The organism is Citrobacter sp. Res13-Sevr-PEB04-36 (genome assembly GCF_015672735.1).
GTDB lineage: Bacteria > Pseudomonadota > Gammaproteobacteria > Enterobacterales > Enterobacteriaceae > Citrobacter.
Genome location: NZ_JADABY010000051.1, coordinates 1 through 25,094 on the forward strand (window position 1 = coordinate 1; position 25,094 = coordinate 25,094).

Below are 25,094 nucleotides of genomic sequence, written 5' to 3' on the forward strand. Positions count from 1 at the left end.
GCAGTACGGCTACCGCGTAAGGTGCGGCTATTCCGCTGATACGCCCTACCGCATTTGCCAGTCCGGAGCCACGAAGTTTCGCTTCGGTTGGCCATATTTCTGGTACATATACCGCCGAGGCATAGCAAACATACATATACACGAAGGTAATCAGGAAAAAACCAATTAACGTAATCAATAGCATGCTGGTTTGCAATGAGTAGATATATCCCAGCACAGCAATTAATATTAACAATCCCACACCCATTGTCTTCCTGGGTATTTTATCCATCACCAGCATGGCGATAAATATGCCAAACGGCGCGCCAAACATACTCATGGTATTTAAGACGATGGAATCTTTCAGGTTAATGCCCTGGGTCATAAATATCGTCGGCAGCCAGTTAATTAAGGTGTACTGCACGACGTTCATGGCGATAAGAACAAAGGAACCTAAAATAACGCGCTTCAGTAATACGCCGGTTAATAAAGCCGAATACGGAACAGAGCGCGGTGGTTTGCCGTCATCTTCTATCACCACCGGCGGCAATGGCTTACCCGTCTGCTGAACCACACCTTCTTCTATTGCCCGCATCACCTTTTCAGCTTCCTGATAGCGTCCGCGAGACTCCAGCCAGCGAGGCGACTCAGGGAACCAGCGCCAGGCAATCACGGTTGCAATCAGCGACAGCACCGCCGGGATCAGCAGCTGTACGCGCCAGTTCCACTCCGCGCTGATTAATGGCGTCAGCCCCATCGCAATCAACGAGCACAGCGGATAAGACCAGTTACCGATAAACGAGACCCGACTGGACCAGGTGCCACGATTTCTGCCGGGCATATATTCGGTGAATCCGGCAAATAAGGTCACCAGTAGCGCACCTAATCCCACCCCCATCACAAAACGGCAGGCAATCAGGAAGGCCATATTCGGCGAAAAGGCCCCCACAACCATGGCGATAATATGAATCGCTTCATACAGGATAAAGGCATTTTTGCGCCCGGTTTTATCCCCGATAATTCCCCCGGCAAGCGCGCCGAGAAACATGCCTGCCGTAGTAATTGCGGAAAATGTGGCAGTGGTGGAATTATCTGTCCAGCCGAATTCTTTTAATTGCGCGAGAATTAATCCGCCGACGGCATTGCTCCAGCACACTAATAATCCAAAGGCTACCATGGCAAACATTGATGAATGCCAGCGGCAGTCAGGCAACCTGTCCAACCGGGCGCCGCAGTGCGGTTTTGTTATTTGTTCCATGCGATAACGTTCCTTTAATAAATAGGTTATTCATCAAAGTCGTAAGTCATGATGACTTTAATCGCGGTTTTATCGACCATAGCATCAAACCCTTCGCGCCATTGTGAGAGGCCAATACGGTGAGTAATCATTGGTTTAACATTGATCGCGCCGCTGGCCAGCAGGCGGATAGCGTTGCGCCAGGACGTGGAGTCATAGGCCATATGACCAATGATGCTTTTATTCCACGCGGTAATGTCGTTGATGGAGAAATCGAGTGGTTTAAAGCCCATACCCACGCGGACGACTTCACCGTTTGGACGGAGCATTTCAATCGATTGTTTAAGCGCAATATTGGCCCCGGAACATTCGATAACCAGTCCCAGATTGTCTTTACCGCAGATTTCCTGGCAGCGCGCAACCACATCGTCGGTCGAGCCATTCACTACCGCCGTCGCGCCCAGTTCTTTGGCGATCGGGAAACGCACCGCTACGTCCTCTTCCAGCCCAACCATCACGATATTGACAGCCCCCATAATGCGCGCCATCTGTACTGAAAAGAGACCCAATGGGCCGGTACCGAAAACCACCACATCCTGGCCTGGCAGAAATTTAGATTGCTGAGCGATGGATTTATAGGCGTTGCAGATGGGGTCAAGTACCGCGGCTTCTTCATAATCAACGCCCTGCGGGATTTCCCACAGCGCGTGACGGTGAATTTTGAGGATCTCGCCCGGCACCAGACAGTATTTCGAAAATCCACCGCCCCAGGTATTGTTATCCAGACCCAAATTTACTTTTTCTGTACAACACAGAAAATCGCCTTGTTCACAGGCTGGACAGACACCGCAGACGTGCCCGCTATTGTCAGAGACCACCCGCTGACCCACTTTCCAGTCCTTGACCTTTTCCCCCACTCGCACAATGTTGCCGGCAAATTCGTGACCACGAACGGAGTTGAACTGATCGGAACCGCTGTCAACGTTGTAATGTTTCATGTCCGCGCCGCAGATAGCTGCCGCTTTGATTTCAATCACTACGTCATCCGGGCCGCATACCGGTTCCGGCACGTCAATCATCTTATAGCCGCCAAAGGCCTTACCAAATCTTGCCAGTGCTTTCATTGCGTCTTCCTTTGTGTTTAGTTTTGCATCAGTGGCACCAATACTTAACCACTCCATCTTCAAGGTCAACACAAAATCTTTAAAACACAGATAATGATCTGTATTTCACAACTTAGATCACAAATAGAAGTAAACATGCCCTAAATTTCAAAGGGCCATGGAAGCCGCTTCGCTAAACATGGCGTGAACCCCTTCGCATTTTTCCTTTTTGTAAACTGCTAGTCTGCGAGAGCTGTTTTTTTCGCCACGCGATTACCGTGGCGTGTTTGCTTATTTAAATGTCAAAGAGGAACACCGATGAAACTTTTGCCTTTGTTGGCAGCATTACCCCTGCTCTGCGCGAGCGTTGTTTCCGCTAACACCCTGATGTCTGTCGGTTACTTTAACGGCGGCGGCGATGTCACTGCCGGTCCTGGTGGCGATATCAATAAACTGGACGTACGCCAGATTACCCATCTCAACTACTCCTTTGGCCTGGTCTACAACAACGAAAAAGACGAAACCAACGATGCGTTAAAAGACCCCAGCAAACTGCATCAAATTTGGCTGTCGCCGAAAGTACAGGCTGATTTGCAGAAGATCCCCACATTGCGTAAACAGAACCCTAACCTGAAAGTGCTGCTTTCTGTGGGCGGCTGGGGGGCGCGTGGGTTCTCAGGTGCAGCAGCAACCAAAGGATCCCGCGCGGTGTTTATTCAATCCGTGCAGGAGATTGTGAAGAAATACAACCTGGATGGCATCGACCTCGACTGGGAGTATCCGGTAAACGGCGCATGGGGGCTGGTCGAAAGCCAGCCTGCCGATCGTGATAATTTTACCGCGCTGCTGAAAGAACTGCGTAGCGCGATGGGTCCGCAAAAACTGGTCACCATCGCCGTAGGTGCGAACGCGGACAGCCCGAAAAGCTGGGTGGATGTCAAAGCAATTGCCCCGCTGCTCGACTACATCAACCTGATGACCTACGACATGGCCTACGGTACTCAGTACTTCAACTCCAATCTTTATGATTCGACGCAATGGCCAACGGTGGCCGCTGCAGATAAATACAGCGCCGATTTTGTAGTTAATAACTATCTCGCAGCTGGATTAAAACCAGGTCAGATGAACCTCGGGATTGGTTTCTATGGGCGGGTACCAAAACGCGCCATCGAGCCGGGGATTGACTGGAGCAAGCCGGATGCACAAAAAAATCCAGCCACCCAACCCTACTTCGAACCACAGCAAATTGAATTGTTCAAATCACTGGACGTTGACCTGACCAAAGATACCTATGTGAAGTACAACGACATCGTAGCGAAGCTGATTAACGATCCGCAAAAGCGCTTTAGCCAGCACTGGGATGATGAAGCGAAAGTGCCGTGGCTGTCGGTGCAATCGGCTGACGGCAAAACGCTGTTTGCCCTCTCTTACGAGAACCCACGTTCAGTCGCCATCAAAGCGGACTACATCAAGAGCAAGGGGCTGGGCGGGGCTATGTTCTGGGAGTATGGCGCGGACGATAAAAACCAACTGGCTAAGCAGCTGGCTGAGTCGTTAGGGATTAAACACTGATCCCCACGTCGTGCACAATAGGTTATGATTATCGCTATCCGCTGCGCCTGATGTGGGTGCAGCTTTTCATATTCTACAGGAGCACGAGGTTTTATGGCTTTTATCCCTAAAAATTACGCCCGTCTGGAAGTCGGATACCGGGAAAAGGCGCTTAAACTGTTCCCCTGGGTCTGCGGGCGTTGTTCGCGTGAGTTCGTGTATTCCAACCTGCGCGAGCTGACAGTACACCATATCGATCACGATCACGCCAATAACCCGGAAGATGGCAGTAACTGGGAGATGTTGTGCCTGTATTGCCACGATCATGAACACTCGAAATACACCGAGGTAGATCAGTATGGTTCCACCGTGGTGGCGGGCGAAGATGCGCAGAAAGACGTCGGTGAGGCCAAATACAACCCGTTTGCCGACCTTAAGGCAATGATGAACAAGAAGTAAGACCTTGCAGGTCCGTTACGGTAAACCGTGCCGGGCCTGCGAATTCATGTTGTTTCCACAATCAGGATTTGAACGTCGCAATCGGCTCAGGCGTTATCCCAAATTCAACTTTTAGCTGCTGCTTACTCTTCATGACCATCTCACCGTTGGTGTCGATAGTCATATGTTGCGCATCGATATTGTTACGCGCCTGCCATAACATCACCAGTTGCATGCTGTTCTCTTTTTGTTCGGTTGTCAGCGCGACGCCATCCGGCCATTTTCCAAGTTCAACGGCCGTCGATAAGCGCTGATAAACTTCCGGCGTCATGCTGTTGATCATCTCATCAAGATTCATTTTACCCTCACTCCCTTAGAATAATTTGCTGAATCGTTTCTTCAGCCTTTAATCTGCTCACCGTTTTCATCGTCGGTAAAGTTCAAAGACGCTGAGTTAACGCAGTAGCGTTCACCGGTAGGTTTTGGACCATCCGGGAAGACATGTCCGAGGTGCGCATCGCAGTTGCCGCAACGAATTTCAATGCGCTGCATGCCGTGTGACGTATCCTTAATATAACGGATCGCCTCTTCGCTGACAGGCTCGTAAAAGCTAGGCCAGCCGCAGCCAGAATCGTATTTTGTATCAGAACGAAACAGCGCTTTATCGCAGATCAGGCAGTGGTAAACACCGTCCCGTTTGTTATGCAGCAAACGCCCGGTGAATGGCGGTTCAGTCCCATGATTCTGCGTTACGTAGAACTGCATTTCGGATAAATTTTTCTTTAGGTCTTCTGGAGAAGGTTGATTAGCCATTTGCTCACATCTCACTTTATCTAAACTCACATCGCGAGACAGATTCTAACAAAACATTAACACCACAGGGCGAACTTTTGTTCTAAACTTGATCATTGCGAAATAGCAGCCTATAAATCGTGACAGCAATCACGTTTTTATCTTGATTGCCCTTTAAAATTCGGGCGGCCGCCCCCATGTGGTTTCAAGCCCAAAGGAAGAGTGAGGCGAGTCAGTTGCGCAAAGCTTAGGCAGCAGATTGATTTGTCGCAATGATTGACACGATTCCGCTTGACGCTGCGTAAGGTTTTTGTAATTTTACAGGCAACCTTTTATTCACTAACAAATAGCTGGTGGAATATATGACTATCAAAGTAGGTATCAACGGTTTTGGCCGTATCGGTCGCATTGTTTTCCGTGCTGCTCAAGAACGTTCTGACATCGAGATCGTTGCAATCAACGACCTGTTAGACGCTGACTACATGGCTTACATGCTGAAATATGACTCCACTCACGGCCGTTTCAACGGTACCGTTGAAGTGAAAGACGGTCATCTGATCGTGAACGGTAAAAAAATCCGTGTTACCGCTGAACGTGATCCGGCTAACCTGAAATGGGACGAAGTTGGTGTTGACGTAGTTGCTGAAGCTACTGGCCTGTTCCTGACAGACGAAACCGCTCGTAAGCACATCACTGCTGGCGCGAAAAAAGTGGTTCTGACTGGTCCGTCCAAAGATAACACTCCGATGTTTGTTAAAGGTGCTAACTTTGACAAATACGAAGGTCAGGACATCGTTTCTAACGCTTCCTGCACCACTAACTGCCTGGCTCCGCTGGCTAAAGTTATCAACGACAACTTCGGTATTATCGAAGGTCTGATGACTACCGTTCACGCGACCACCGCTACTCAGAAAACCGTTGATGGCCCGTCTCACAAAGACTGGCGCGGCGGCCGTGGCGCAGCACAGAACATCATCCCGTCCTCTACCGGTGCTGCTAAAGCAGTAGGTAAAGTACTGCCAGAACTGAATGGCAAACTGACTGGTATGGCGTTCCGCGTTCCTACTCCGAACGTATCCGTTGTTGACCTGACCGTTCGTCTGGAAAAAGCTGCTTCTTACGAAGAAATTAAGAAAGCAATCAAAGCTGCTTCCGAAGGCCCGATGAAAGGCGTTCTGGGTTACACCGAAGACGACGTTGTATCTACCGATTTCAACGGTGAAGTTTGCACTTCCGTGTTCGATGCTAAAGCAGGTATCGCACTGAACGACAACTTCGTGAAACTGGTATCCTGGTACGACAACGAAACCGGCTACTCAAACAAAGTTCTGGATCTGATTGCTCACATCTCCAAATAAGTTGAGATGAAACGGTAATCTGTAAGAGCGACTCAGGTCGCTCTTTTTTTTGCTCAAAGATATACCCGTCATACTTCAAGTTACAGGTGTGTTGGCTGCAGCAAGCGCTGTTCAAAACGGTTAACCGTTTTGTCCTGCAACTCGAATTATTAAGGGTAAACAGGATTGCGTAATGATTAATAAAATTTTTGCACTTCCGATAATCGAACAAATTTCCCCTGTTCTCTCCCGTCGTCAGTTTGATGAACTGGAGGTTGTGGTGGTTGATCACCCGCAGGTTAAAGCCTCTTTCGCCCTACAGGGCGCTCATCTTCTGTCATGGAAACCGACCAGCGAAGATGAGATCCTGTGGTTAAGCAGCAATACGCCGTTTAAAACGGGTGTAGCGCTGCGTGGCGGCGTCCCTATTTGCTGGCCATGGTTTGGCCCGGCAGCACAGCCAGGGCTTCCCTCGCACGGTTTTGCCCGTAATCTGCCGTGGACGCTGAAAGCGCACAACGAAGATGACAACGGTGTGGTTCTGACGTTTGAACTGCAAAGTAGCGCTGAAACGCGTCAGCTTTGGCCGCATGAGTTTACGTTGTTAGCGCGTTTCAAAGTGGGCGCTACCTGCGAAATAGAACTGGAAGCCCACGGTGAATTTGAAACCACCTCCGCGCTGCACACCTATTTTAACGTCGGTGACATTGCAGCGGTGAAAGTGAGTGGCCTTGGTGACCGTCTGATCGATAAAGTTAACGATGCGAAAGAAGATATCCTGGCTGATGGCATCCAGACGTTCCCGGACCGCACCGACCGCGTGTATCTGAACCCGGAAGCATGCAGCGTCATCCATGACGATTCACTGAACCGCAACATCGACGTCGTACACCATCACCATCTGAACGTTGTCGGCTGGAACCCGGGCCCGGCCCTGTCTGTCAGCATGGGTGATATGCCAGATGACGGGTACAAAACGTTTGTGTGCGTAGAAACCGCTTACGCGACCGCTCCGCAGAAAACCACCGCTGAGAAACCTTCTCGCCTGGCACAAACGATTCGCGTGACTAAGCGCTAAGATTTTGCCCATTACCTGATGGCGGCTACACCTTATCAGGCCTACGGAAACTGCAAAAACAGTTCGTAGGCCGGATAAGACGCGTGAGCATCGCTATCCGGTACATCAGGCCATATCCAACGCCGTTTTACTGCCCGGAGCAGGATAAGCCTTATCCAGCCGTGCCAGCTCACTGGCCGAGAGCGTAATGTCCAGTGCAGCAGCATTTTGCTCAACATGCGTGACGTTTGCCGCTTTCGGAATGGCTATCACCCCCGGCTGCCGAATGACCCACGCCAGTAAAATCTGCGCCGCGCTGGCATTGTGTGCATGCGCTATCTCATTCACCACCCCATTAGTTAGCAAATCACTGCGTAAACGCCCTGCCTGGGCCAGCGGGCTATAGGCCATGACAGGTAACTGCTGTTGCTGACACCACGGCAGCAAATCAAACTCAATACCGCGTGATGCTAAATGATACAGCACCTGGTTAGTCGCACATTGCTGCCCTCCCGCCACCTGCCATAGCGCCTGCATGTCTGCGTAGTCGAGATTAGAAACGCCCCAGCGGCGGATTTTCCCTTGAGCGATCAGCGTTTGCATCGCCTCAACAGTCTCGGCAAATGAAAAATTACCCGTCCAGTGCAACAGGTAGAGATCCAGATAATCGGTTTTCAGTCGCCGCAGACTCGCTTCGCAGGCCGCGATGGCTTTCCGGCCTCCGGCATTCCAAGGATAAACTTTTGACACCAGAAAGGCATCATCACGTCGCCCCAACAGCGCCTCACCCACTATCTCTTCCGCTGCACCATCAGCGTACATTTCTGCAGTATCAATAAGGCGTAAACCCAGATCCAGTCCAGCACGCAGCGCCGCCACTTCAGCCCCCCGACAATGGGCATTTTCACCCATATACCACGTCCCCTGCCCGATAGCAGGAAGCGCGACCTGCCCGGTGAACATTACCTGTTTATCTGTCATCGCGGTCTCCTGTGTTTTGCACCACAGTAAAGCAAAACCCCACGCATGCGTCCTGTAATGGTGCACAAATTGCACCATCATCGTTTGGGGTAATTACTGCCCTGCATGCCAACAGACACAAAAAAAGCCCGCAATATTGCGGGCTTCTGTTCAGCATGGTCGATTATCAGAACTTGTAGGTAATACCCGTGGAGATCAAACCCGTCCAGGACTTGTCCACCATCGGACTGTCGGTCACTTCGTCAGACAGGTGGGTATAACGTGCCGTCGCGTACGCGCTCCAGTTACCGATAAAGTTATAATTTGCGCTCAGTTCCAGGTACGGGTTCCAGCTACTATTTGGATCATAGCTGCGCAGGCCGCTGCGAGAAGATTCGTGATGCGACACACCATAGTAGTATTCGTTTTGGTTTTCGCTGTTCCACTCGATGCCGATCCCCGGCGTCAGCGTCAGGCCACCGTTGGTGTAACGGTACAACCACGCCAGATCCCACACAATACCATTACTGTTGTCCAGCGCGTCTCCAGCAAGACTGGTACGCAGGAAGCCGTATTGCGTATTGTGGACGTAAGACAGACCGGCCATCATGGTGCTCTTACGTTTATCAAGACGACGTAGTTGGCTGTTATCGCTGTCGCCCGGTTTAAAGTACATCGGCGACCAGTAGGCCATGACAGAGAGCTTATCGGTGTTGTCATTCCACAGGTAGTAACCGCCGCCCAGACCACGGAACCAGAAGTTCTCGCTGTCATAGGTCACAACAGGTACCGGGTAAACGTCATTATCGTATTGTTTATAAGCGTTCTCAACCACACCAACGCCAGCGCCCAGCGTCAGGTTGCTTTCGGCTTGTGCTACGCTAGATGAGGTGGCAATAAGCACGCCAAGTGCCAGAAGTTTGAGTTTGGTCACAATCCATAATTCCTTATTCAAATGTAAAGCACCCAAAGTGTAACCGTCATTGCGTGACAGCCCAACTATTTTACGTTTTAGCCTCGTAATGTAACCCCCTAATTTCTCAGCGAGTGATGACATTTTACTTGCAGCCTGATGAACAAGGCATGAATCTCCCCCCATTTCTTTACATAAGATGTCTCTTTTTTGCCGATGAGTTATTGATATGCCATTGAAATTCATTTGCGCACGCAGGCAAGTTTTGCAAATGCCATCTACGCTTAATTTTAGAAGGTGTATCACCGAATACGTTGATCTTCTGACCATCAAAATGGCATGAGAGTTGCTTATTTCTCCAGCAGCAACGTCGTTCAGTTTACCTCTTCAGGGGCCTCTACTATTCATATGAACGGCTCTTAACATGTGCTAAAAAACGAAAGGACGGCATACCATGAATATATTCGATCACTATCGCCAGCGTTATGAAGCTGCCAAGGACGAAGAGTTCACGCTGCAGGAGTTTCTTACCACTTGTCGGCAAGATCGCAGTGCTTATGCCAACGCGGCAGAGCGGCTATTAATGGCTATTGGTGAGCCTGTCATGGTCGATACTGCCCATGAACCTCGACTTTCTCGTCTCTTCTCTAACCGGGTGATTGCACGCTATCCCGCGTTTGAAGAGTTTTATGGCATGGAAGACGCGATTGAGCAGATTGTCTCTTATCTGAAACACGCGGCTCAGGGGCTGGAAGAGAAGAAGCAGATCCTGTATCTGCTGGGGCCTGTAGGGGGAGGAAAATCCTCTCTTGCTGAGCGACTGAAATCGCTGATGCAGAGGGTACCCATTTATGTCCTGAGCGCTAACGGTGAACGTAGTCCGGTTAACGATCACCCGTTATGTCTGTTTAATCCACAGGAAGATGCACAAATACTGGAAAAAGAGTACGGGATCCCACGTCGCTATCTTGGCACAATTATGTCGCCATGGGCCGCGAAGCGTCTGCATGATTTTGGTGGAGACATCACCAAATTCCGCGTGGTTAAAGTGTGGCCGTCTATTCTGGAACAAATCGCTATCGCCAAAACAGAACCGGGCGATGAGAACAACCAGGACATTTCCGCGCTGGTCGGGAAAGTGGATATTCGTAAACTCGAGCACCACGCCCAGAACGATCCGGATGCTTACGGCTATTCTGGTGCGCTGTGCCGGGCTAACCAGGGGATTATGGAGTTCGTGGAGATGTTTAAAGCACCGATTAAAGTGCTGCATCCTCTGCTGACCGCAACTCAGGAAGGCAACTACAACGGGACAGAAGGTATTTCCGCCCTGCCGTTTAATGGCATTATTCTCGCCCACTCGAACGAATCCGAATGGGTGACGTTCCGTAACAACAAAAATAACGAAGCCTTCCTTGACCGCGTATACATCGTGAAGGTTCCGTATTGCTTACGCATTTCCGAAGAGATCAAGATCTACGAGAAATTGCTTAACCACAGTGAATTGACCCACGCGCCGTGCGCACCGGGTACACTGGAGACGCTTTCTCGTTTCACGATTCTTTCTCGCCTGAAAGAACCAGAAAACTCGAGCATCTACTCGAAGATGCGTGTTTACGATGGTGAAAGCCTGAAAGATACCGACCCAAAAGCGAAGTCTTACCAGGAGTATCGTGATTACGCCGGAGTCGATGAGGGGATGAACGGTCTGTCAACGCGCTTTGCGTTTAAGATCCTCTCCCGCGTATTTAACTTTGACCATGTAGAAGTGGCGGCCAACCCGGTACATCTTTTCTATGTTCTGGAACAGCAGATTGAGCGTGAACAGTTCCCACAGGAGCAGTCCGAACGTTACCTGGAGTTCCTGAAAGGCTACCTGATCCCGAAATACGCCGAATTTATTGGCAAAGAGATCCAGACCGCCTATCTGGAATCCTACTCCGAGTATGGACAGAACATTTTTGACCGTTATGTCACCTATGCGGATTTTTGGATCCAGGATCAGGAGTATCGCGACCCGGATACCGGTCAACTGTTCGATCGCGAGTCGCTGAATTCAGAACTGGAAAAAATTGAAAAACCGGCGGGTATCAGCAACCCGAAAGATTTCCGTAACGAGATCGTCAACTTTGTTCTGCGCGCCAGAGCGAATAACAGCGGTCGTAATCCAAACTGGACCAGTTACGAAAAACTGCGCACGGTTATTGAGAAGAAAATGTTCTCGAATACCGAAGAGTTGCTGCCGGTCATTTCGTTTAATGCCAAAACCTCGACTGACGAGCAGAAAAAGCACGACGATTTTGTCGACCGTATGATGGAAAAAGGCTACACACGTAAGCAGGTGCGTTTACTGTGCGAATGGTATTTGCGCGTACGTAAATCGTCTTAACATAAGTGCCCGGTGGCGCATGCGCTTACCGGGCATGCAAAACAATGTTCCGTAGGCCGGAGAAGCGCCAGCGCCATCCGGCACTTACAGACATGGCGAACAGTTGGCAGTACGGGGGGCATATGACCTGGTTCATAGACCGACGTCTTAACGGCAAAAACAAGAGCACAGTTAACCGCCAGCGCTTCTTGCGCCGTTATAAATCACAAATTAAACAGTCGATCTCCGAGGCCATTAATAAGCGTTCGGTGACTGATGTCGATAGTGGCGAGTCTGTCTCTATCCCAACCGATGATATTAGCGAACCGATGTTTCATCAGGGGCGTGGAGGCCTACGCCATCGTGTACATCCGGGAAACGACCATTTTGTTCAGAATGACCGTATTGAACGCCCTCAGGGCGGCGGCGGGGGTTCGGGAAGCGGGCAAGGCCAGGCCAGTCAGGATGGAGAAGGCCAGGATGAGTTTGTCTTTCAGATTTCAAAAGATGAGTATCTGGATCTACTGTTTGAGGATTTGGCACTGCCGAATCTGAAGCAAAATCAGCAACGCCAGTTAACGGAATACAAAACCCACCGTGCGGGTTTCACCTCCAACGGGGTCCCTGCCAACATCAGCGTGGTGCGTTCCCTGCAAAACTCGCTGGCGCGTCGTACGGCAATGACGGCAGGCAAACGTCGGGAACTGCACGCACTTGAAGCCGACCTGGAAACTATCGCCAACAGTGAACCGGCGCAGTTGCTGGAGGAAGAACGGTTACGTAAAGAGATTGCTGAGCTGCGGGCAAAAATCGAACGCGTCCCGTTTATCGATACCTTTGATTTGCGCTACAAGAATTATGAAAAACGCCCCGATCCTTCGAGCCAGGCAGTGATGTTCTGTCTGATGGACGTTTCCGGTTCGATGGATCAATCGACTAAAGATATGGCCAAGCGGTTTTACATTCTGCTGTATCTGTTCTTAAGCCGCACTTATAAGAACGTGGAAGTGGTTTACATTCGCCATCATACCCAGGCAAAAGAAGTGGATGAACATGAGTTCTTCTACTCTCAGGAAACCGGGGGAACCATTGTCTCCAGCGCGCTGAAGTTAATGGATGAGGTGGTGAAAGATCGCTACGACCCTGCCCAGTGGAATATCTATGCAGCGCAGGCATCGGACGGCGATAACTGGGCGGATGACTCGCCCCTGTGTCATGAGATTCTGGCGAAAAAACTGCTGCCGGTGGTGCGATATTATAGCTATATCGAAATCACCCGTCGCGCGCACCAGACCTTATGGCGTGAATACGAGCATCTGCAATCGACCTTTGATAACTTTGCCATGCAGCATATCCGTGACCAGGATGATATCTATCCGGTGTTCCGGGAGCTGTTTCATAAGCAGAGTGCCACAAGTTGAGATGAGTCATTGACAATCAGCCAGTTACATAACGTTTCTGGCTGATTTTTTTTGCAGAATATTTTTGCTACATCCTTTCTACCAGCGGATAGAAATCTTTATTTTCCCGCTGCATACGCTCAAACACTTTACGTAATACGGTATTGGCGTCGCGTCTGAACGCCTCGTCATTACCCATCAGCTTACTGGCAATATTCCAGCGGCGCGAAAACGCGTCATATTCACCGACGATATCCGCCATTTCGCGTTGAAATTGAGTACTGACCTGCCTGAGTTTACTATTCCCGTCCTGTTCAATTTGGGGGTAAAGAAACTGATCTTCCGCTGACAGATGCGTTTTAATGATCGCACTCATGCTCACGATCGCCGCAGCAATTTGCTGCGCATTGCTTGACACCCCAGACTGGCTTAACGTACGTAGAAAAGATATTTTTTCGAGAATATCAACGTGCTGATGTTTCATTTTATCCAGATTCATCCCTTTATCCTTTTTATTTTCCCTTTACGGAACAGCAGGCGATATAGTTGAGTTGGTGACGCTGTGCACGGAAAAAGCGGAACATCTTAAGAAAACGCTGGCGATTCTCATGCGTACGTAAACCGTTATAAGCAATTTTCAGTGCGCCATTAAATCCTTCATCGCGAATCAATCCCCGCGGCGACATCAGCGACATTTCGCCATTTTGCTGCAGAACCTGTTCAAATCCCGTGCCGAGAAACAGATCGCGCCAGCCTTGTTGTGTCAGTGGGCTCACGTTTGATTTCACCACCCGTTGAAGCTGGGTTTGATCGCCCTCGCCCAGTTTTTGGGCCGTGAACATAATGTCATGGGTTAACAAGCGCCCGCCAGGTTTCAGTACCCGATGATATTCCGCAATCAGCTTCGCTTTAGCTTTATCACCGTACATCGTGAGCATGGCTTCATTAACCACGACATCAAAACTGTTGTCAGCAAAAGGTAGGGTATTCGCGTTAGCGGCCATGACATGGATGTGATTTTCCAGACCATGAACAGCGACATTATTTCTCGCATTAACCAGCGCATCTTTATCCATGTCGATAGCGTAAACAGTGCAGCCAAAGCGTTGTACCAGTTCAATCGCCGTAGTTGCCATGTTACACGCCACTTCAAGCACCTGGCTGTCTGGTGTCAATTGCGACTGAGCGAACAACCATTCAGTGGCTTCTACGCCGCCCGGACGCAGGCGGGTTTTCCCCAGGCTGGCTAAAAATGTATGGCCCGCTTTTTCCGTCGTGCTCATTGGCCGGTCTCCTTCGCTATAAGTTGCATTATAAATACAACATTAAGGGTTAAAGGTGAAGAGCACGAATGATTTTTATTACAAAAATAGCCCACGCTCGGTATTTCCCATACCGTTAGAGCGGACGTTTGGCGTGTGATAAACTGAAGTATCGGACTTACAGGGCTGAAAAACATTATGAAGTTTCATCATAAAGCGCTCCGGCACTTTATCTCCGTAAGCGTTATTGTTTTGACCTCTTCTTTTCTGGTGTATGAAATGATTGCCAGCGATCGAGCAATGAACGCCTATATGCGTTATGTCATTGAGAAAGCAGACTCCTCTTTTCTGTATGACAAGTATACTAACCAGAGTATTGCCGCCCATTTGATGCGCCGTTTTTCATCGCCCAAAGCCCCTGTTTCTGCTGAACAACGAAAAGAACTTTGCCATGCTTTTGAACGCATTAACGGCACATACGGGTTGAATCTCACCTCACATAGCTATCTTCCGTTACGCGGCACCTTGCAGACCCATTCAGCAAACTGTATTGAACAACTTGATGACATATTTTTGTTGCCAGCATTCGACCAGGCGGTCAACGCCAATCGTGAACTGGTCGATTACGGCCACGGATTAGCCACGCTGGAATATAAATTTCGCTACTACATTGATTTAAACAATAACTATATCTATTTCTACAACTTGATTAACTCGCACCAATTCACAATGAATCATTGGTCTTTTTTACAAAAAGGCACGCTGGGAATTCACCAGAACGATATTGACGATGTTTTTACCGGTCGCACCGTCATTTCCAGTATTTATGAGGATGACCTGACACAAGAAAAGGTTATGAGCTTTATCACCCCAGTCTATTATGCCGGTAAACTCAAAGGCGTCGTGATGGTCGATGTTAATAAGGACAATCTGAAACATATTTTTTATACCAGCGACCGTCCCCTCGTCTGGCGTTATCTGAACGTAACGCTATCTGACGTCAGTTCGGGAAAAGAGATCGTCATCAACAAAAGTAAGTCAGACCTGTTCCAGTATGTGCAATATGTAAATGAAATACCAGGTGGAATACGTATTACACTATCGCTTGATCTAATGTACTTTATTGTCTCCTCCTGGAAGATTTTTGCTTTTTATCTGCTTGCAACCGCGCTGCTACTGAATTTGGTTAGAACCCACTTTCGTTTGTATCACAATGTCCGGCGCGAAAATATCAGCGATGCCATGACCGGACTGTACAACCGTAAAATATTAACGCCAACACTTGAACAACGTTTGCAGCAGCTGGTCAACGCCGGAACGCGAGTGACGTTTATCTCTATCGATTGCGACAAGCTGAAAACCATTAATGACACACTGGGACACCAGGAAGGCGATCGTATTATCACCATTCTGGCCAAAGCGATTCAAACCTCGATCCGCAAAAGTGATTATGCAATTCGTCTCGGTGGCGATGAGTTCTGTATTATCCTTATCGATTATCCTGTTGAACTCACCTCTTCGTTGCTGGAACGAATCAACGAAAACTTGCATATTATTGCGCCAGAGAGATCCGTTAGTTTCTCTGCCGGCGTATATAATATGCGCCCGGGGGACACAATTAACGATGCCTACAAAGCCTCTGACGCCCGGCTCTATCTAAACAAACAGAAAAAGCACCCTCGTTCGTGATATTTTTCTGCGCAGGATATTTATTGTAGTATCAGGAGTAAGAAATGACGGAAGTGAATAAAGATAATGCCACTCATCAACGTTTGATCGCGCTATTAGTGGAACACGGTGCAACGTACCGCGTGGTCAGCCATGAAGCCGTCGGCAAATGCGAGGCGGTATCAGAGATTCGCGGTACGGCCTTGGGTCAGGGAGCAAAAGCCCTGGTGTGTAAAGTGAAAGGCAATGGCGTCAATCAGCATGTTCTTGCCATTCTCTCTGCCGATCAGCAGGCCGACCTGAGTCAGCTTGCCGGCCATCTTGGCGGTTTGAGGGCCTCCCTGGCCAGTCCTGCTGAAGTGGATCAACTGACGGGATGCGTCTTTGGCGCTATTCCCCCTTTCAGCTTCCATCCTCAGCTCAAGTTAGTTGCCGATCCACTGTTGTTCGAGCGTTTCGATGAGATTGCCTTTAACGCCGGAATACTGGAAAAGTCGGTCATTATGGATACTCAGGATTACCTGCGCATTGCGCAACCGGAGTTAGTCACGTTTCGCCGCACACAATAACACGCTATAACACCCCGTTACCGGCACAGAAACGCACGGTTATGCGTTCGCCCAAATAGCGTATACATCACTAAAAAAAGCCTGTTCCACCACGCATTTGCGCGTACAGTAAGCAGGCTTATCTTTTTTGGCAAGGAAACTACGATGTTTGATGTCACTCTGCTGATCCTGCTCGGACTGGCAGCTCTGGGCTTTGTCAGCCACAACACCACTGTCGCTGTTTCAATTCTGGTGCTGATTATTGTCCGTGTTACTCCGCTGAATACTTTTTTCCCATGGATTGAAAAACAGGGGCTGACCGTCGGGATTATTATCTTGACGATTGGTGTAATGGCACCGATCGCCAGCGGAACGCTACCGCCCTCCACGCTCATTCACTCCTTCGTAAACTGGAAGTCACTGGTCGCCATTGCTATCGGCGTGTTCGTCTCCTGGCTGGGGGGCCGTGGCGTCACACTGATGGGCAGTCAGCCGCAGTTGGTCGCCGGGTTGCTGGTCGGTACGGTGCTGGGCGTCGCGCTGTTTCGCGGTGTTCCTGTGGGGCCGCTCATCGCCGCAGGTCTGGTTTCGCTGATTGTGGGGAAACAGTAGCCAGCCCCGTCAGATAACGGCCTGGGGTTTGACCCAGGCCTTTTTTGAACATGGTGATAAAGGCGGTTGTTGAATCGTAACCCAACATGTGGGCAACCTGCTGTACATTGCGGCCATCCACCAACGCCTGTAGCGCCAGAATCAACTGCAACTGATGACGCCAACGGCGAAAACTCAACCCGGTCTCTTTCACCACCAGCCGGGCAAGATTGCGTTCACTCATCGCAAACACGCTGGCCCACTGGCCTAAAGTCTGCCATTGCGCAGGCTCCTGGGCCATGGTTGTTACCATCTTGCGAATTTTTGGATGATCGGAAACTGGCAGTTGCATTTGCTCTTGCGCCTGCTGAGGAAGTTCATCAAACAAGACCTGTGTCAGCCGCTGCGTCGACGGCTCCAGCCGTTGGGCATCTGTTCTGGTCGCCAGTGAAAGAATCAGCTCCCGGCATAGTGGTGATATTTTCAGCGTGCAGCAGCGTTCGGGCATCACTACCGCCTGCGGTTCAATAAATAAAAAACACAGCTCAGCGCCAACGGTGACGTGATTGCTGTGAGGGATCTCACCCGGGATCCACACCGCGTACTGGGGCGGCACCATCCACATGGCGTGTTCAACTTCACAAGTAATGGCGCCATGCAGTGCCAGAATCAGCTGGCCTTTACGGTGCTGATGCAGCGGACTGAAGAGTTCATCTTCCTGAGCCTGAATGCAAAAAGCCACGGCGGCATCGTGATAACGATCCGGTTCATACCCATCCAGCCTCAGTCCCAGCATCATATTGTCCGATTTAAGCGATAATATGTCATTTTAGCTTGATTCATCCATCCTGTAAAAACGCTAAGGTATCGCCTCGCCTGACAATAAGAGAAAAAGATGACCTATTCCCCTTCCCCCCGCGGCAAACAAGGTGCTTTGCTGATTGCGGGTATCCTGATGATCGCCACCACGCTACGCGTCACCTTTACAGGGGCAGCACCGCTGCTGGATGCCATTCGCGCGGATTACGTACTGACGACCGCCCAAACTGGTCTTTTAACCACCTTACCGCTGCTGGCCTTTGCGTTGGTTTCCCCTCTGGCGGCGGGCGTTGCCCGTCGATGGGGTATTGAGCGCAGCCTGTTTGCCGCCATGCTGCTGATTTGCGCCGGTATTGCCATACGTTCGTTGCCCTCGCCGCCGTTCTTGTTTGCAGGAACCACCCTCATTGGCTGTGGAATTGCATTAGGCAACGTGCTGCTTCCAGGGTTGATTAAGCGTGATTTTTCGCAACATGTGGCAAAACTCACCGGGGCATACTCGCTGACGATGGGGGCAGCGGCCGCTATTGGCTCAGCGATCGTCGTGCCGCTGGCGCTTAACGGATTCGGCTGGCGCGGTGCGCTAATGATGTTGATGGTCTTTCCGCTGCTGGCGCTGTTTATCTGGTTACCGCAGTATCGCCAGACGAGCCATGCCACGATGAGTAACTCGCGCGCGTTACATTCCCGTGGGATCTGGCACTCCAGCCTCGCCTGGCAGGTGACGCTGTTTTTGGGGATCAACTCACTCGTCTATTACGTGATTATTGGCTGGCTGCCCGCTATTTTGATTAGCCATGGCTACAGCGAGGCGCAGGCCGGTTCGCTGCACGGTTTACTGCAGCTTGCCACCGCCGTACCCGGCTTACTGATCCCCTTAATTTTGTTTAAATTGAAGGATCAGCGCGCCATCGCCGCACTGGTCTCATTGATGTGCGCGATTGCAGCCCTGGGCTTCTGGCTGCTGCCCGACCAGGCCATACTGTGGACAATTTTATTTGGCTTTGGCTCTGGTGCAACGATGATCCTCGGACTGACGTTCATTGGGCTTCGCGCCAGTTCTGCGCACCAGGCCGCCGCGCTGTCAGGTATGGCGCAGTCCGTCGGGTATTTACTGGCGGCATGTGGACCGCCGTTGATGGGTAAAATTCACGACTTCAACGGGAACTGGCAGATCCCGCTGGTTGCCGTTGCCCTGTTAGCGACGCTAATGGCCGTGTTTGGCCTTTATGCCGGGCGCAACCGTGAGATAACCACATCATAACGTCCCGGGCAGGCTCATTTCAGGCCTGCCCGACTTTTTATCCGCGCGCCGCGCGCAGCATCGCCTGAACTAGCGGAACAGGTTTTCCCGCCAACGCCCCGCGTTCATGCTGAAAAAGCGTGCCAACATAAAAAGGATGCGTCACCAGCTCAATGGCGCGAATATCTCCCGCCTCATCCCATCCCGTCACGCGTAGATCACCGCGCTCAAGTTCGCAGGCAAAGGCTTGCGATACGCCGTAGTTGCAGTGATAGCCTTCAGAAATCACCTCCTGATTGTAGGCTTTGGCGATTAGCGTATTCGCCCGCAGTTCGATATCGTCCGTTTTTTCAACCAGCGAGCAGCTCAGCGGTGCAATCACCATGCGGCCTGCGGTATCCGTTTCTGCATGTGCGGCGTCGTACCAACCCAGCACATTGCGGGCATATTCGAGGATGGCGTGCTGAAAACCACCGCATGTGCCGAGAAAAGGAATACTGTTTTCACGAGCGTAACGAATTGCCGTCAGCGCGCCGTCAGTGTGCTGATACGGGCTACCGGGCACCACCCAGATGGCGTCATAGCCGACCAAATCCTCACTGCTATTGATATCCGATGTAGTTAGCCAATCGTAATCCGCCATTAATTCCAGCACCGCGGCAGCATCATCGATGGCGAGGGGAATCGCCTGGTGCGCAACAATTTCTGGGTTGTAATCGCCAACCAGCGCAATGCGAAGCGTATTTTTTACAGGGGAAATATCCATGAGAGTTTCCTTATGTCCTGACAATAAGGGACAACATAAGGAGCCTCACCCTACCGATATTTTGTTGTTTTCACAATCCCTTAAATTGGGAGTCGGTCGCGGCAAAATGCTATAATGGTCACGTTTTGCGATCTTATTGAGCCGTAATGAAGCTAATGAAACGTCCCCATTTGGTGACTGAACGGAGCGGATTGAGAAATGAATATTCAGTGTAAACGCGTGTACGACCCGGCTGATAAAAATGATGGTTATCGCGTTCTGGTCGACAGACTGTGGCCACGTGGGATAAAAAAAACCGATCTGGATTTCGATGAGTGGAACAAAGCCCTCACGCCCTCGGCCGAGCTACGCAAAGCATTCCACGCAGAGCTTATTGATTTCAAACATTTCGCCGAACAATACCGCACAGAACTCGTACAGCAACAGCAGGAAGGGAAACGGCTTGCTGACATCGCGCGTCAGCAGACCGTCACGCTGCTGTATGCGGCAAAAAATACACAGCAAAACCACGCCCTCGTGCTGGCTGAATGGTTACGTCAATGGTGACAGCCCATCACTGCGCTTTAACCGGGTGATCTCTGCGCCAAAGCGTCCATTCATCAATCACTTCCCCACCGGGAAGCTTGCAGTCAGAACGTACCCCTTGCGGCGTTTGCACCGCAATCAGCGAGCCACCTTTTTGCTGGCAATAGACGGATGCCGGATTCGCCATGCCCACTTTCGGTGGTGTTGGCGCATCCGGTTGCGTCGTACACCCTGCCAGCATCAGCATGCCTGACAACACGATAAACACAGACTTCATAGCTACTCCTGATAATAAAGTTATTGCGGCAGATTACGCCGACTGCCCGCGTATCTCCATGTTTTACTGATACGTTTTTATTTCACGCTTACATTTTGAACTGCCGGCTATGTTTCATCTTTCACAGTGATGATTTATCATGCAGACATCACCATCGTTGTTACCACTCAGGAGTATTTACCTCTCATGTCTGACATGATCCTTGCCAGAGTCTCACAATCATTAGCCACCGAGCAATCGGTTGAGGGTCTGGTTCGGCAACTTCTGGAGATGCTGGAAATGGTGACTGACATGGAGTCGACTTATTTAACTAAAGTCGATTTAGATGCCCGATTGCAGCATATTCTGTATGCACGTAACAGTCGGCAGATGCAGATCCCCGAAGGTCTCTCTGTACCGTGGGATGAAACTTTATGCAAACGCGCAATCGAAGACAACTGCTTGTACAGCGATAACGTCCCCGCACGGTGGCCAGACTGCACCGCCGCACGCGCACTGGAAATCACTACCTTTTTGAGCACACCTGTTCACCTTCCAGATGGGACGTTCTATGGCACGCTTTGTGCCACCAGCCGGCAACAACAAACATTGAGCCAACGTGGAGAGCAGGTCCTGCATCTGTTTGCAGGGCTGATTGCGCAGTCTATCCAGAAAGAGTCCCTGATGACGCAATTACGTCAAGCGAATGCGGCACTCATTGCACACTCCTACACTGACGCACTCACCGGATTACCGAACCGTCGGGCGATTTTTGAAAATATGGAAACCCTCTTTTCACTGGCCCGGCATATGCGACAGAAAATCATTGTCGCCTATATCGATTTAGATGATTTCAAGCTGATCAATGACCGTTTTGGTCATGAAGTTGGCGACCAGTTTCTGATCCAGATTGGTCAACGTTTACGCCGTGAGTGCAGTGAAAATGATATTCTCGGCCGGCTGGGCGGCGACGAGTTTCTGGTCGCCGTCCTGTCGCAACAGCATGACATTGATCTGCAAGCACGCCTGCAAAGCATGAAAAAGCAGCTGCAAGAGCAAATACGCGGCGACTATCAGTTAGGGGCTATTCGTCTGTTTTATCCTGGCGCCAGCCTGGGTGTTATTGAAGTCGACCCACGAGAAACAGACTTAAACTGTGCGCTTCATGACGCAGACAGTGCGATGTATCAGGATAAAAAACGTCAGGACAAAACTGCTTTTGTCACACATTAAGCCCTGCTATTCTGGTTCATCATTACATAACGTTGGCTGGTGAAACCATGCGGATTGGTATTATTTTTCCTGTCATTATCTTCATTTCCGCTGTTGTTTTCTTATCCTGGTTCTTTATTGGCGGCTATGCCGCGCCGGGAGCATAATCGTGAAAAAAACAACACTTGTTATGATTGGCGTCGCCATTATTGTGGTGCTGGGAACCAAAATGGGTTGGTGGTAAAAATAAAGGCCACTCGGAGTGGCCTTTATTTCAGCATACGTTTTTAGCTAGCTTTTGACTTTTCTGTAGATAAACAGAACAACAAGCGCACCGATAATTGCCACGGCAAAGCTACCGAAGTTGAAACCATCAACTTTACCAAAGCCAAGCAATGTACTGATCCATCCGCCAACGACAGCACCAATAACCCCTAAAATAATGGTCATAAAAAATCCGCCGCCATCTTTACCTGGCATAATCCATTTTGCCAAAATCCCAGCGATAAGACCGAAAATAATCCATGAAAGTATGCCCATTTGTTTCCTCACTTATGTTTTTACGTGAACGATTAACTCGTTATTTAAAAGCATAGCATAGACCTGAAAAATTAAAATTTGTGATCACCATCACTCTGATTTTTTCGTCTTTTTCCGATGTTTCATGGGGTTAATCCCCCTGGGAATAGTGTCGCTAATCGTCATTAATGTCGTTTCGTCAGTCACTTTGCCGCTAATTTTATCGCTAAGGCCAGCAGTGACTGCGTTATCACTTCTGGCACGCTTTATGCTTTAACTGCCCGTCACTACGACACATCGTAGTCCGTGACTGATTCACGCGACTGCGTCTACAATTCGCGCTATTTCAGCATTTAACAGGTCTGTTATTGATGAAAAAAATCACCAGTGTATGCCCATACTGTGGGGCCGGGTGCAAGCTCAAGCTTGTTGTTGAAAATAACAAAATCATCCGCGCTGAAGCCGCAGAGGGTGTCACCAACCAAAATCAGTTATGCCTGAAAGGCTACTATGGTTGGGACTTCCTTAACGATACCCGCCTTCTGACGCCCCGTCTGACTCGCCCGCTGATCCGATATGAAAAAGGGGGAAAGTTCACGCCCGTCAGCTGGGATGAAGCCATTCGCTACACCGCAAAACGCTTATCCGACATCAAAAATGCTCATGGTCCCCGCGCAATTATGACCACGGGATCTTCCCGGGGAACAGGGAATGAGACCAACTACGTGATGCAAAAGTTCGCACGTGGCGTACTCAACACCAACAATGTCGACTGCTGTGCTCGCGTATGTCATGGTCCTTCCGTTGCCGGATTACAGGAAACCTTAGGCAATGGCGCGATGAGCAACTCCATCAGTGATATTGAAAACTCTAAATGTCTGCTCATCTTCGGCTACAACTGTGCAGACTCTCATCCGATTGTCGCCCGCCGGGTCATCAAAGCCCGTCAGAACGGCGCGAAAATCATTGTCTGCGATCCTCGCCGCATTGAAACCGCGCGTATTGCAGACCAGCATCTGCAGTTGAAAAATGGCTGTAACATGGCGCTGGTCAACGCCTTTGGTCACGTGTTGATCGAAGAACAACTCTACGATCGTGAATATGTGCAAAAGCATGTCGAAGGCCTGGAAATCTATTGGGAAACTGTGAAGGACTATGCACCTGAAGCCGTTGAACACCTCACCGGCGTTCCCGCTCAGCAGGTACGCCAGGCAATGCGCACATTCGCCGCCGCACCGTCAGCAACGGTAATGTGGGGAATGGGCGTGACGCAGTTCGGCCAGGCTGTCGACGTCGTGCGCGGTTTGTCGAGCCTGGCCCTACTGACCGGGAATCTGGGACGACCTAACGTCGGCGTCGGCCCGGTGCGCGGGCAGAATAACGTGCAGGGCGCATGTGATATGGGTGTTCTTCCTAATCAGTTTCCAGGTTATCAGGACGTCACAGATCCCGCTGTGAGAGCGAAATTTGCGCAAGCCTGGGGGATCGACGTCAGCCTGATGGATGACAAAGTGGGTACACGGATCACCGAAGTTCCGCATCTGGCGATTGAAGGCAAAGTTAAAGCCTACTACATCATGGGGGAAGACCCGCTGCAAACTGAGGCTGATTTAGGTCTGGTTCGTGAGGGGTTCAACGCGCTCGATTTTGTCGTGGTGCAGGACATCTTCATGACCAAGACGGCGGAAATGGCTGACGTTATCCTGCCTGCGACCTCATGGGGCGAACACGGTGGCGTATTTACCTGCGCCGATCGCGGCTTCCAGCGCTTTGAGAAGGCGATCGAACCCACCGGGGATGTGAAGCGCGACTGGGAAATTATCAGTCTGCTGGCGACCGAAATGGGTTACCCAATGCAGTATCAAAACAACCAACAAATCTGGGATGAGATGCGCGAACTCTGTCCGCTATTCTATGGGGTAACGTATGAGAAAATGGGCGAGATGGGCCATATTCAGTGGCCCTGTCCGGATCTTGGTCACCCTGGCACCCCGTATCTCTATCAGAATAGTCGGTTTGATACCGCCAACGGTAAAGGCAAGCTGTTTGCCGCTCAGTGGCGAGCCCCTGCCGAAGTGCCGGATGAAAAATACCCGATGGTGCTCTGTACCGTGCGCGAAGTGGGACATTACTCCTGTCGTTCCATGACTGGCAACTGCGCGGCGCTGCAGGCGCTGGCAGATGAACCGGGCTATGTGCAAATCAATACTCAGGACGCCGCCAAACAGGGGATCCGTCATCGTGACCTGGTGTGGGTGAGTTCCCGTCGTGGGAAAGTCATTAGCCGAGCCGATGTCTCCGAGCGCATCAATAGCGGAACGGTGTATATGACTTATCAGTGGTGGATTGGCGCATGTAACGAGCTAACTCAGGATAATCTTGATCCTATCTCGAAAACACCTGAAACCAAGTACTGCGCGGTGAATATCGAACACATCACCGATCAAAGTTGGGCGGAGAAATATGCCGCACAATCGTACAGCGAGATGAAATCACGTTTATGTGAGGCTATTGCGTAAGCAACTGCCACCGCAGCCTGAGCCTTTTATT

25 protein-coding genes and 1 pseudogene are annotated in these 25,094 nt (G+C 50.3%); 14 read left to right on the forward strand and 12 right to left on the reverse strand.

The annotated features are described in order from the left end of the window. Positions 1–1,237 (reverse strand): MFS transporter (locus IMQ48_RS15270; RefSeq protein WP_196209718.1); only part of this gene is annotated, 1,237 nt, incomplete at its 3' end. Between the two features lie 26 nt (positions 1,238–1,263). Then, positions 1,264–2,340: a zinc-binding dehydrogenase gene (locus tag IMQ48_RS15275; protein WP_196209719.1), complete on the reverse strand. Its 1,077-nt coding sequence runs from the start codon at positions 2,338–2,340 to the stop codon at positions 1,264–1,266. Positions 2,341–2,637: 297 nt separating this feature from the next. Here IMQ48_RS15275 and IMQ48_RS15280 point away from each other — a divergent pair, with 297 nt between their 5' ends. Beyond that, the gene (locus IMQ48_RS15280; RefSeq protein WP_196209720.1) at positions 2,638–3,891 is read left to right on the forward strand and encodes a glycoside hydrolase family 18 protein; all 1,254 of its coding nucleotides are present in this window, start codon (positions 2,638–2,640) and stop codon (positions 3,889–3,891) included. 93 nt (positions 3,892–3,984) lie between these two features. Continuing rightward, on the forward strand, positions 3,985–4,329 hold the full coding sequence (yajD, locus tag IMQ48_RS15285; protein ID WP_196209721.1) for an HNH nuclease YajD: 345 nt from the start codon (positions 3,985–3,987) through the stop codon (positions 4,327–4,329). A gap of 61 nt (positions 4,330–4,390) precedes the next feature. On the opposite strand, the gene IMQ48_RS15290 is transcribed toward yajD, so the two are convergent. Beyond that, positions 4,391–4,666 (reverse strand): YeaC family protein, encoded by a 276-nt coding sequence (locus IMQ48_RS15290; RefSeq protein WP_135321564.1) that lies wholly within the window; start codon positions 4,664–4,666, stop codon positions 4,391–4,393. Positions 4,667–4,707: 41 nt separating this feature from the next. Continuing rightward, complete coding sequence (msrB, locus tag IMQ48_RS15295) at positions 4,708–5,121, reverse strand: peptide-methionine (R)-S-oxide reductase MsrB (RefSeq protein WP_196209722.1); 414 nt, start codon at positions 5,119–5,121, stop codon at positions 4,708–4,710. Between the two features lie 341 nt (positions 5,122–5,462). Here msrB and gapA point away from each other — a divergent pair, with 341 nt between their 5' ends. Together gapA and IMQ48_RS15305 are read left to right on the forward strand one after the other, a co-directional pair. Continuing rightward, positions 5,463–6,458 (forward strand): glyceraldehyde-3-phosphate dehydrogenase, encoded by a 996-nt coding sequence (gene gapA / locus IMQ48_RS15300; protein ID WP_096757311.1) that lies wholly within the window; start codon positions 5,463–5,465, stop codon positions 6,456–6,458. A gap of 172 nt (positions 6,459–6,630) precedes the next feature. Continuing rightward, positions 6,631–7,515: a D-hexose-6-phosphate mutarotase gene (locus tag IMQ48_RS15305; protein ID WP_196209723.1), complete on the forward strand. Its 885-nt coding sequence runs from the start codon at positions 6,631–6,633 to the stop codon at positions 7,513–7,515. A gap of 105 nt (positions 7,516–7,620) precedes the next feature. Here the strand turns inward: IMQ48_RS15305 and IMQ48_RS15310 are convergent, their stop codons facing one another. Both IMQ48_RS15310 and IMQ48_RS15315 read right to left on the reverse strand, forming a co-directional pair. Beyond that, complete coding sequence (locus IMQ48_RS15310) at positions 7,621–8,475, reverse strand: aldo/keto reductase (protein ID WP_196209724.1); 855 nt, start codon at positions 8,473–8,475, stop codon at positions 7,621–7,623. A 166-nt stretch (positions 8,476–8,641) separates the two neighbouring features. Then, entirely contained in the window at positions 8,642–9,388 is a 747-nt protein-coding gene (locus tag IMQ48_RS15315) for a MipA/OmpV family protein (RefSeq protein WP_196209725.1), read from the reverse strand. Positions 9,389–9,821: 433 nt separating this feature from the next. Here IMQ48_RS15315 and yeaG point away from each other — a divergent pair, with 433 nt between their 5' ends. Beyond that, positions 9,822–11,756: a protein kinase YeaG gene (yeaG, locus tag IMQ48_RS15320; RefSeq protein WP_096757315.1), complete on the forward strand. Its 1,935-nt coding sequence runs from the start codon at positions 9,822–9,824 to the stop codon at positions 11,754–11,756. 122 nt (positions 11,757–11,878) lie between these two features. Continuing rightward, a complete protein-coding gene (locus IMQ48_RS15325) occupies positions 11,879–13,156 on the forward strand; it encodes a YeaH/YhbH family protein (protein ID WP_196209726.1) in 1,278 nt (425 codons plus the stop codon). A 67-nt stretch (positions 13,157–13,223) separates the two neighbouring features. On the opposite strand, the gene IMQ48_RS15330 is transcribed toward IMQ48_RS15325, so the two are convergent. Together IMQ48_RS15330 and IMQ48_RS15335 are read right to left on the reverse strand one after the other, a co-directional pair. Beyond that, on the reverse strand, positions 13,224–13,634 hold the full coding sequence (locus IMQ48_RS15330; RefSeq protein WP_117342968.1) for a hemerythrin domain-containing protein: 411 nt from the start codon (positions 13,632–13,634) through the stop codon (positions 13,224–13,226). Between the two features lie 13 nt (positions 13,635–13,647). Next, a complete protein-coding gene (locus IMQ48_RS15335; RefSeq protein WP_196209727.1) occupies positions 13,648–14,418 on the reverse strand; it encodes a class I SAM-dependent methyltransferase in 771 nt (256 codons plus the stop codon). A 177-nt stretch (positions 14,419–14,595) separates the two neighbouring features. Between IMQ48_RS15335 and dgcJ the strand changes: the two genes are divergently transcribed. From dgcJ to IMQ48_RS15350, 3 genes are all read left to right on the forward strand, one after another. After that, the gene (gene dgcJ, locus IMQ48_RS15340; RefSeq protein ID WP_196209728.1) at positions 14,596–16,086 is read left to right on the forward strand and encodes a diguanylate cyclase DgcJ; all 1,491 of its coding nucleotides are present in this window, start codon (positions 14,596–14,598) and stop codon (positions 16,084–16,086) included. A 44-nt stretch (positions 16,087–16,130) separates the two neighbouring features. Continuing rightward, positions 16,131–16,634, forward strand: coding sequence for a YbaK/prolyl-tRNA synthetase associated domain-containing protein (locus IMQ48_RS15345; protein ID WP_196209729.1), 504 nt, complete (start codon positions 16,131–16,133; stop codon positions 16,632–16,634). 144 nt (positions 16,635–16,778) lie between these two features. Continuing rightward, on the forward strand, positions 16,779–17,225 hold the full coding sequence (locus IMQ48_RS15350; protein WP_016152803.1) for a DUF441 domain-containing protein: 447 nt from the start codon (positions 16,779–16,781) through the stop codon (positions 17,223–17,225). On the opposite strand, the pseudogene IMQ48_RS15355 reads toward IMQ48_RS15350, so the two are convergent. Further along, a pseudogene (locus tag IMQ48_RS15355) lies at positions 17,208–18,000 on the reverse strand (helix-turn-helix transcriptional regulator); the annotation flags it as partial. The gene IMQ48_RS15350 and the pseudogene IMQ48_RS15355 sit on opposite strands and share 18 nt — an antisense overlap. A gap of 99 nt (positions 18,001–18,099) precedes the next feature. Here IMQ48_RS15355 and IMQ48_RS15360 point away from each other — a divergent pair. Beyond that, the gene (locus IMQ48_RS15360; protein WP_196209731.1) at positions 18,100–19,287 is read left to right on the forward strand and encodes a CynX/NimT family MFS transporter; all 1,188 of its coding nucleotides are present in this window, start codon (positions 18,100–18,102) and stop codon (positions 19,285–19,287) included. Positions 19,288–19,324: 37 nt separating this feature from the next. Here IMQ48_RS15360 and IMQ48_RS15365 read toward each other — a convergent pair whose 3' ends face one another. Next, entirely contained in the window at positions 19,325–20,032 is a 708-nt protein-coding gene (locus IMQ48_RS15365) for a CTP synthase (protein ID WP_196209732.1), read from the reverse strand. A gap of 198 nt (positions 20,033–20,230) precedes the next feature. Between IMQ48_RS15365 and IMQ48_RS15370 the strand changes: the two genes are divergently transcribed. Beyond that, entirely contained in the window at positions 20,231–20,578 is a 348-nt protein-coding gene (locus tag IMQ48_RS15370) for a DUF488 domain-containing protein (protein ID WP_196209733.1), read from the forward strand. 7 nt (positions 20,579–20,585) lie between these two features. Here the strand turns inward: IMQ48_RS15370 and IMQ48_RS15375 are convergent, their stop codons facing one another. Further along, positions 20,586–20,834: a DUF333 domain-containing protein gene (locus IMQ48_RS15375; protein ID WP_196209734.1), complete on the reverse strand. Its 249-nt coding sequence runs from the start codon at positions 20,832–20,834 to the stop codon at positions 20,586–20,588. A 186-nt stretch (positions 20,835–21,020) separates the two neighbouring features. Between IMQ48_RS15375 and IMQ48_RS15380 the strand changes: the two genes are divergently transcribed. After that, the gene (locus IMQ48_RS15380) at positions 21,021–22,046 is read left to right on the forward strand and encodes a sensor domain-containing diguanylate cyclase (protein WP_196209735.1); all 1,026 of its coding nucleotides are present in this window, start codon (positions 21,021–21,023) and stop codon (positions 22,044–22,046) included. Positions 22,047–22,093: 47 nt separating this feature from the next. Further along, the gene (locus IMQ48_RS15385; RefSeq protein WP_096757327.1) at positions 22,094–22,192 is read left to right on the forward strand and encodes a YoaK family small membrane protein; all 99 of its coding nucleotides are present in this window, start codon (positions 22,094–22,096) and stop codon (positions 22,190–22,192) included. A gap of 124 nt (positions 22,193–22,316) precedes the next feature. Here IMQ48_RS15385 and IMQ48_RS15390 read toward each other — a convergent pair whose 3' ends face one another. Then, positions 22,317–22,565, reverse strand: a complete 249-nt coding sequence (locus IMQ48_RS15390) for a GlsB/YeaQ/YmgE family stress response membrane protein (RefSeq protein ID WP_115258707.1) — start codon at positions 22,563–22,565, stop codon at positions 22,317–22,319. 350 nt (positions 22,566–22,915) lie between these two features. Here IMQ48_RS15390 and fdhF point away from each other — a divergent pair, with 350 nt between their 5' ends. Then, the gene (gene fdhF, locus IMQ48_RS15395) at positions 22,916–25,063 is read left to right on the forward strand and encodes a formate dehydrogenase subunit alpha (protein WP_196209736.1); all 2,148 of its coding nucleotides are present in this window, start codon (positions 22,916–22,918) and stop codon (positions 25,061–25,063) included. Positions 25,064–25,094: the final 31 nt, after the last annotated feature.

What these genes read in the sequence shown, in the direction of transcription:
- IMQ48_RS15385 (WP_096757327.1), top strand. Translation starts at nt 22,094, where the DNA reads ATGCGGATTGGTATTATTTTTCCTGTCATTATCTTCATTTCCGCTGTT.
- IMQ48_RS15280 (WP_196209720.1), top strand. Translation starts at nt 2,638, where the DNA reads ATGAAACTTTTGCCTTTGTTGGCAGCATTACCCCTGCTCTGCGCGAGC.
- yeaG (WP_096757315.1), top strand. Translation starts at nt 9,822, where the DNA reads ATGAATATATTCGATCACTATCGCCAGCGTTATGAAGCTGCCAAGGAC.
- gapA (WP_096757311.1), top strand. Translation starts at nt 5,463, where the DNA reads ATGACTATCAAAGTAGGTATCAACGGTTTTGGCCGTATCGGTCGCATT.
- IMQ48_RS15325 (WP_196209726.1), top strand. Translation starts at nt 11,879, where the DNA reads ATGACCTGGTTCATAGACCGACGTCTTAACGGCAAAAACAAGAGCACA.
- IMQ48_RS15350 (WP_016152803.1), top strand. Translation starts at nt 16,779, where the DNA reads ATGTTTGATGTCACTCTGCTGATCCTGCTCGGACTGGCAGCTCTGGGC.
- IMQ48_RS15345 (WP_196209729.1), top strand. Translation starts at nt 16,131, where the DNA reads ATGACGGAAGTGAATAAAGATAATGCCACTCATCAACGTTTGATCGCG.
- IMQ48_RS15290 (WP_135321564.1), bottom strand. Translation starts at nt 4,666, where the DNA reads ATGAATCTTGATGAGATGATCAACAGCATGACGCCGGAAGTTTATCAG.
- msrB (WP_196209722.1), bottom strand. Translation starts at nt 5,121, where the DNA reads ATGGCTAATCAACCTTCTCCAGAAGACCTAAAGAAAAATTTATCCGAA.
- fdhF (WP_196209736.1), top strand. Translation starts at nt 22,916, where the DNA reads ATGAAAAAAATCACCAGTGTATGCCCATACTGTGGGGCCGGGTGCAAG.
- IMQ48_RS15310 (WP_196209724.1), bottom strand. Translation starts at nt 8,475, where the DNA reads ATGACAGATAAACAGGTAATGTTCACCGGGCAGGTCGCGCTTCCTGCT.
- IMQ48_RS15380 (WP_196209735.1), top strand. Translation starts at nt 21,021, where the DNA reads ATGTCTGACATGATCCTTGCCAGAGTCTCACAATCATTAGCCACCGAG.
- yajD (WP_196209721.1), top strand. Translation starts at nt 3,985, where the DNA reads ATGGCTTTTATCCCTAAAAATTACGCCCGTCTGGAAGTCGGATACCGG.
- dgcJ (WP_196209728.1), top strand. Translation starts at nt 14,596, where the DNA reads ATGAAGTTTCATCATAAAGCGCTCCGGCACTTTATCTCCGTAAGCGTT.
- IMQ48_RS15305 (WP_196209723.1), top strand. Translation starts at nt 6,631, where the DNA reads ATGATTAATAAAATTTTTGCACTTCCGATAATCGAACAAATTTCCCCT.
- IMQ48_RS15375 (WP_196209734.1), bottom strand. Translation starts at nt 20,834, where the DNA reads ATGAAGTCTGTGTTTATCGTGTTGTCAGGCATGCTGATGCTGGCAGGG.
- IMQ48_RS15370 (WP_196209733.1), top strand. Translation starts at nt 20,231, where the DNA reads ATGAATATTCAGTGTAAACGCGTGTACGACCCGGCTGATAAAAATGAT.
- IMQ48_RS15275 (WP_196209719.1), bottom strand. Translation starts at nt 2,340, where the DNA reads ATGAAAGCACTGGCAAGATTTGGTAAGGCCTTTGGCGGCTATAAGATG.
- IMQ48_RS15360 (WP_196209731.1), top strand. Translation starts at nt 18,100, where the DNA reads ATGACCTATTCCCCTTCCCCCCGCGGCAAACAAGGTGCTTTGCTGATT.
- IMQ48_RS15390 (WP_115258707.1), bottom strand. Translation starts at nt 22,565, where the DNA reads ATGGGCATACTTTCATGGATTATTTTCGGTCTTATCGCTGGGATTTTG.
- IMQ48_RS15335 (WP_196209727.1), bottom strand. Translation starts at nt 14,418, where the DNA reads ATGAGCACGACGGAAAAAGCGGGCCATACATTTTTAGCCAGCCTGGGG.
- IMQ48_RS15330 (WP_117342968.1), bottom strand. Translation starts at nt 13,634, where the DNA reads ATGAATCTGGATAAAATGAAACATCAGCACGTTGATATTCTCGAAAAA.
- IMQ48_RS15365 (WP_196209732.1), bottom strand. Translation starts at nt 20,032, where the DNA reads ATGGATATTTCCCCTGTAAAAAATACGCTTCGCATTGCGCTGGTTGGC.